We start from the raw sequence: 5,657 nt of genomic DNA, 5'->3' as shown, positions 1-5,657 counted from the left end.
GGCAGCGATCTAAGGCGAGCTGATGCGTAAAGAGCCTTTGCGGTTATCATTTTTTGCCTTTTGTTGATTTTTAGAGCCGAATTTACGACAAATTTGAGCTCAAATTTAGCACCCGAATGCAAAAAATAATATAAATTTGACCCGGTTTACGGGTGAAATTTGTAAATTTGGGATTAAAATTTGACGGCAAACGTCGCCAAATTTAGAGTTTTGAAATCAGGCAAATTTACCGCCAAAGCTAGCGTAAAATCCTAGCGTTACAGTATAAATTTATCAAATTTCCGCTATTTCTCGCCAAAACTCAATTGCATTATCATCGCCGGCCTGGACGAATTTAGCTATTTCTTCTGCGCTTGGCACAGCCTTTTTGTTTAGTCGCGTGATATCGATGCTTCCAAGCGCTCTAAAAAATCTCTCAAAATCGCCCGCAACGCATCTGCCGCAAAGCTCTTCGTCCCCGAGTAGCCACGCATAAATCGCGCCGTCCGCGCAATCAATCAGAAATATCCACGGATCGCCGACGGCAAAAACTATCAAATTCGCAGGACGCGCCTCGCCTGGCCACCACTTGCCGCGGTATTCGTCGGTGCCGTTTAGCCGCACTAGCTCGCTAGCGTAGTCGCCGCCGGTGCCGAAGCGTACGTTGCAAACCTCAAATTCGTCGAAGTCAAATTTACAAACTAGCCGCGAAAGCTCAAGCGGAAATTTGACGCCGAGAGTTTCTTGCGCTTTTTCTAGCGCCTGTATGCACGCGCTAGAGTCGCATTGCGGCGACAGTCTCATGCCCGTTATACCCTCTTGCTCCAGAGGCAGGTAGATCTCGTCTAGCTCGCGAGCGATTTGGTCTATCTCTAAAAACATGTCTTTGTCCGCATCTGATTTACCTGAGATTTTTTGTTTCGGTTTTTATGATTTCGCCGTTTTCGCCGTAAAATTTCGTAGTCGCCGCGCCCGCTTTTGCGTCGGTTACGACCTCTTTTACGAGCTCGCCTTTTTCGTTAAATTCTTTTTGTATTTTAACCGCTTCGTTTAGCGGCTTGCCGAGCGATAGACGCTGGTCTATCACGCTTTTTAGCTTGCCGCTCGGGTAGAAAAACTCAAAAAGCAGCGGGTCGCCGCCTGTCTGGTATGTGCGGCTATTTAGGCGTCCGCTGTCGCCTTATTTTTCAAAAGTCGTTTCTTTTTTGCCCGTTCGGACGCTAATGAATTCTTTATATGACGGTTTGCCGTCTTTGCGGTATTCGGCTATGTTATTTTCGGTAAAAAATCCCAAATTTGCGTCGAAGCGTTTGGTTTTTCGGTACAGTTTTAGCGCCTCGCCCGCATCAAAAAGTTCTAGTAGCTCCCTTTCTAGTCCGCTCCACAGACATCTCTCGGCCGTGAATGCAGGCGCGTCTCGGTGCTCTTTTGAGTAGACTAGCACCCAGCGCTCGTTTTTGCGGACGACGAACGAGATTTTTAGCTTTGTGGATGGGTCGTCCGGGATCTTGCGCTTGTACTTCTCGTCTGCCTCGTCGATGACGTAGCGATTTAGCTGCGTGCGGCTCGCATCTAGCCGGGTGATGTAGAGCCTGTTGCGTATTTTGCCGTTTTCGTCTTTTTCGCCGTTGCGCAGGTCGTATTTAAAAAATATCTCATAGGTTGCGATTTGCTGCTCGTCGTTTTGCTTCTCGGGCGCGTAGTTGCCGCCTGCTTGCAGCGAGGCCGCGTAGGTCAAAACAATAAAAAGCTTTAATAAATTTTTCATCTATCTCCTTGTGGCTAACAAATTTCGAGCTTGCATTGCGGCGACGACTTTTGCGACGACTTTGCGTAAATTTAAAGGATCGCGCCGCGTTTGAAATTTTTAAAATTTACTCTTATGCTTTGCTATGCACACTGCCCGCTCGTCAATTTTGCCCAGCTCACTAACTCGGACAAATTTGACTTATCGCTTTGGGTCGTTTTACCGCGATTTTACCTTGTCGCCGCTGCCTGAGCGCGCTAGCCTTTTATTTCAAAATCGCAAAGCCGATACCGACTTTATCGGTGTGGCGGTTGTAGTCGATGAGGCTCTCGCCGTATCCCGTGAAGTACTTCACGTAGCCGTAAACGCCGCTCTTGCCAAACGGAAACAGCCAACCAAGCTCGCCCGCGCCGCGGTTTGTTTTGTCAAAATGCAGGTTGTTGCGCACCATTGCCGTAAAAACGTGGCCACGGTAAGGTATGGCGAAATTTATATCCATATTGCCGATGTATTTTTCGATGTCGGGATTGTCGTCGCTACCCTTGCTCTCTGGTATGCGCGCCCACGCTCGCGGGATCACGACTAGGCTACCGGCGTAAAGTTTGGCCTCGAGATAGACGCGGTTCCATGAGCGCGACTTCTCGCCGCCCTGGCCGTTACTCTCGTGCAAAAGCCCCGCGCGTAGGTAGTCAAGGCTCGGCAGCGCCTCAAATCTCATCGGGACGGTCACGAAAATCTCAGGTCGATAGTTGGTCTCGCGAAACGGCGTAGAGGATTTAGCCGTCTGCCACCACGAGCTTTGCGAGTAGCCCGCCGAGATCGTTTCGTTCATGTCAAATACGTCGTAAAAAAGCGGCTTTTGCAAGCTGATTTGAAAAGCAGTCTCAAATCTACGCCTACCTTCAACGTCGTTAAACGCGTAAGTTGCGGGCAGGAGGTAGTTTAGGTGGTGCATTTTTAGGCCCAAAATTTCATCCACGTTGTATGCTTCGCCGCTTTCAAATTTAGCTTTCGGGCGCTCTTTGGAGACGATCTTTTGCTCCTCCACGGGCGCGTCCGCTACGCTATCTGAGGGCGCGATCACGGAGCGCTCCATCGCAGCCGTTTCGCCGTCCTCATCCGTAAATATCGCCTTTTTAGCCGCTAGTTTATAAAGCTGAAGGGCTCTTGTTTTGTCGCCTTCATGCTCAAGCTTTGCGGCGGCTTCATAGAGGCGCTTGGCTTCGTCTTTAGCGGTCGGTTCGGTCAAATTTTCAGCCACATTCTCGGACTGGGCGGGTAAATTTTGCTCCGCCGTTTCCGCCTGGGCGGCTATGGCTAAATTTAACAAAATCGCCGATAAAACGATAATTTTTTTCATATTTTTCCTTCTTTTAAGGCTTGTTCGTAATCTGCCTGATAGTTGATGTTAAAAAACTCGTCTTCGCGCGCTAATTTTACGATCTTGCAGCGGCAGCGGTCGCGCAAAAGCCCGATCTTGTGCTCGCCCGTGACAAAAAGCTCGCCCGCGGCGTTTGCTAAATCCCCGCTAAAAAACCCGCAAAGCGAGTGCGTATGCGACTCGTCCGCAGCGATGACCATGTCGTATTCGCTGGCAAATTTATATAGTTCGCGCACGCACTCTTCGCTAACAAACGGCATGTCGGCCGGTATGATAAAGACGCTTTCTTTTGGGAAATTTCTAAGGATACTGTAAAGAGCTAGCATCGGAGAAAAGGCGTCCGGGCTCAAATTTGACGTATCTTGCGAGCAAATTTGAGCGGAGTTTGCCTCTGTGCCATCTTTGTCGCTCGCCTCGGTCAAATTTGACCGCGAGAATTCTTTCGGACTGGCGTCTTTGATGAGCGGTAGTGGTGGGTCGAATTTGTCAAATTTAGAGCTAACGAATACGCGATCGAAAATCCGCCCGAATTTATGCGCTCCGTAGTGCGTGAGCGTCGCAAATCCGCCAAAAGGCAGCAGCGTTTTATCGCGGCCCATTCGCGAGCTTTTGCCGCCGGCAAGGATAACGCATGTTTTCATTTTTTTCCTTAAATTTAAGTGCGGTATAATAGCATAAATTTGTTTTAAGCGAGCGGTTAAACTCGCCCAGACTAATTAAAATTATTTATCGCTGATGATTTTTCTAACCGCTAAAGCCGCTAAATTTAGCCCAAAACACGCCGTTACGCCCATGAAGCTGCCCAGTTTCACGCATCTTGGCAACTCGGTCGAAAACACGACGTCAAATTTGCCTTTAAAGCCTGCTTTTTTAAGCTCGGTGCGTATTTTTTTAGCAAACGGATCGTTGCAGGTTTGCCAGACGGAGGCGACCTTGATCTGCGTCGGATCGATGCGTTTTGCGCCGCCCATCGAGCTGATAAGCTTTTCGTGCGTTTTTAGCGCGAGCGCGATTTTGGCGGGTACGTCGTCGATAGCGTCGATCACGAGATCAAAGGGCGAGAAATCAAAATTTGCGATAAACTCGGGCGTCATTAGCTCTTGCAGCGCCGTTACGCACTCGTATCTTGCGGCAAATTCTCCGACCTTAACGGCACCGACCGCCTCGCTGTAAATTTGACGGTTTTGATTGGTTATATCAAAAATATCTTTGTCGATGACGGTGATTTTACCCACGCCCGCGCGAGCTAGCGCGTCCGCGCAGATGCCGCCCACGCCGCCAACACCGCAGATTAGGACGTTTGCGTTTTGAAGTTTTTTAAAATCATCGCCAAACAGCCAGCGAGACCTCGTAAATCGGTCGTTTTGATCCAAAATTTCCTCGCTCAAATTTGATCCTTTAGCGCGTTTTTTAGGCCCTGCAAGCTCGCGTGCGCGGTCATATCAAGCATGATCGGAGTGAGCGAGGCAAAACTCTCGCTAAGTACGCTGATATCGGACTCGCCGTTTTGCTCGTAGTCTAAATTTGACGGCTGTCCGAGCCAGTAGTACTCGACGCCGCGCGGGTTGCGGTGGAGCATCGCGTGCGTGGCGTAGCCGCGTCTGCCGGCCGGAACTATGCGGTAGCCTCTAAATTCGCGGGCGGAGACGGCGGGGATATTTACGTTTAAAAACTGGCGCGGCGGTAGGGAAATTTCGCCGTTTAGTACGCGCGGAACGATAAATTTGACGGCTTGCTGCGCGAGCAAAAAACCGAGTTTTTCGATACTATCGTTTTTATAAAACTGCGAAAACGCGATGCTTGGCACGCCCTGCAAAACGCCCTCCATAGCCGCTCCGCACGTACCCGAGTAGGTGATGTCCTCGCCCACATTGGCGCCGTGGTTTATGCCGCTGATTACGAGGTCGGGTAGTTTTTTGTAAAGCGCATGAAGCGCGAGATAGACGCAGTCTGCGGGCGTGGCGTCGTCGAGTTTGTAAAAATCGTCGTCAAGCTTGATAAAGCGAAGAGGTCTAGTGAGCGTAAGAGAGTGCGCGCAGGCTGATTTTTCGGTACTAGGCGCTACGATCGTAACGCGCGTATCGGGTAGCTCCCTCAGTGCGCTAGCTAAAGCGTGCAGGCCGCTAGCCTCGAATCCGTCGTCATTTGTAATTAAAATTTCTTTCAAATTTATTCCTTTTTATCACGATTAACGCAAATTTGACGAGCCCATAGCTTTCAAATTTTTAAAGAAATGATTTTAGCACAGCTTTTATTATTTAAATTTAAAGTTTTGGCCTATGTTGGATATTGTTTACTTTGTATTTTAGTTTTTAAATTTTATTCAAATTTAAGATAGTAAATATATTATATTATATAATACCGAAATAGATTGAAATTAATCATAATAAATTGATAACAACTACTGTTATATTTACGCAGTATAAAAATAAGCTTTAGATTTAATTTTAATTATATTAGGAAAATAAATGAGAATTTAAGCGAACTAATAATAAAATACCGGCTTATAAATAAAGTTAAGTTTTATTTAAATTTATAATGGAGGTTAGA

7 protein-coding genes are annotated in these 5,657 nt (G+C 47.9%); all 7 read right to left on the bottom strand.

The window, feature by feature from the left end; all coding sequences use genetic code 11:
- Nucleotides 1-273: 273 nt before the first annotated feature.
- The gene (locus tag Q0546_RS03390) at nt 274-861 is read right to left on the bottom strand and encodes an SMI1/KNR4 family protein (RefSeq protein ID WP_298790535.1); all 588 of its coding nucleotides are present in this window, start codon (nt 859-861) and stop codon (nt 274-276) included.
- Between the two features lie 19 nt (nt 862-880).
- Nucleotides 881-1,066 carry a hypothetical protein gene (locus Q0546_RS03385; RefSeq protein ID WP_298790533.1) on the bottom strand — a complete coding sequence of 62 codons (186 nt, stop codon included), beginning with the start codon at nt 1,064-1,066 and terminating at the stop codon, nt 881-883.
- A 93-nt stretch (nt 1,067-1,159) separates the two neighbouring features.
- Nucleotides 1,160-1,747, bottom strand: a complete 588-nt coding sequence (locus Q0546_RS03380; protein WP_298790530.1) for a hypothetical protein — start codon at nt 1,745-1,747, stop codon at nt 1,160-1,162.
- 244 nt (nt 1,748-1,991) lie between these two features.
- Nucleotides 1,992-3,086 (bottom strand): phospholipase A, encoded by a 1,095-nt coding sequence (locus Q0546_RS03375; RefSeq protein ID WP_298790528.1) that lies wholly within the window; start codon nt 3,084-3,086, stop codon nt 1,992-1,994.
- The gene (locus Q0546_RS03370; RefSeq protein ID WP_298790526.1) at nt 3,083-3,748 is read right to left on the bottom strand and encodes a molybdenum cofactor guanylyltransferase; all 666 of its coding nucleotides are present in this window, start codon (nt 3,746-3,748) and stop codon (nt 3,083-3,085) included. Before Q0546_RS03370 ends, Q0546_RS03375 begins: the two co-directional genes overlap by 4 nt.
- A gap of 81 nt (nt 3,749-3,829) precedes the next feature.
- A complete protein-coding gene (locus Q0546_RS03365; RefSeq protein WP_298790524.1) occupies nt 3,830-4,495 on the bottom strand; it encodes a tRNA threonylcarbamoyladenosine dehydratase in 666 nt (221 codons plus the stop codon).
- On the bottom strand, nt 4,492-5,274 hold the full coding sequence (gene surE / locus Q0546_RS03360) for a 5'/3'-nucleotidase SurE (RefSeq protein ID WP_298790523.1): 783 nt from the start codon (nt 5,272-5,274) through the stop codon (nt 4,492-4,494). The genes Q0546_RS03365 and surE overlap by 4 nt, the downstream gene beginning before the upstream one ends.
- Between the last annotated feature and the right edge of the window lie 383 nt (nt 5,275-5,657).

Source organism: uncultured Campylobacter sp. (assembly GCF_937997465.1).
Taxonomy (GTDB): Bacteria; Campylobacterota; Campylobacteria; order Campylobacterales; family Campylobacteraceae; genus Campylobacter_A.
Note: the sequence above shows the minus strand (reverse complement) of the source record. Positions and strands in the feature narration are given on the sequence as shown.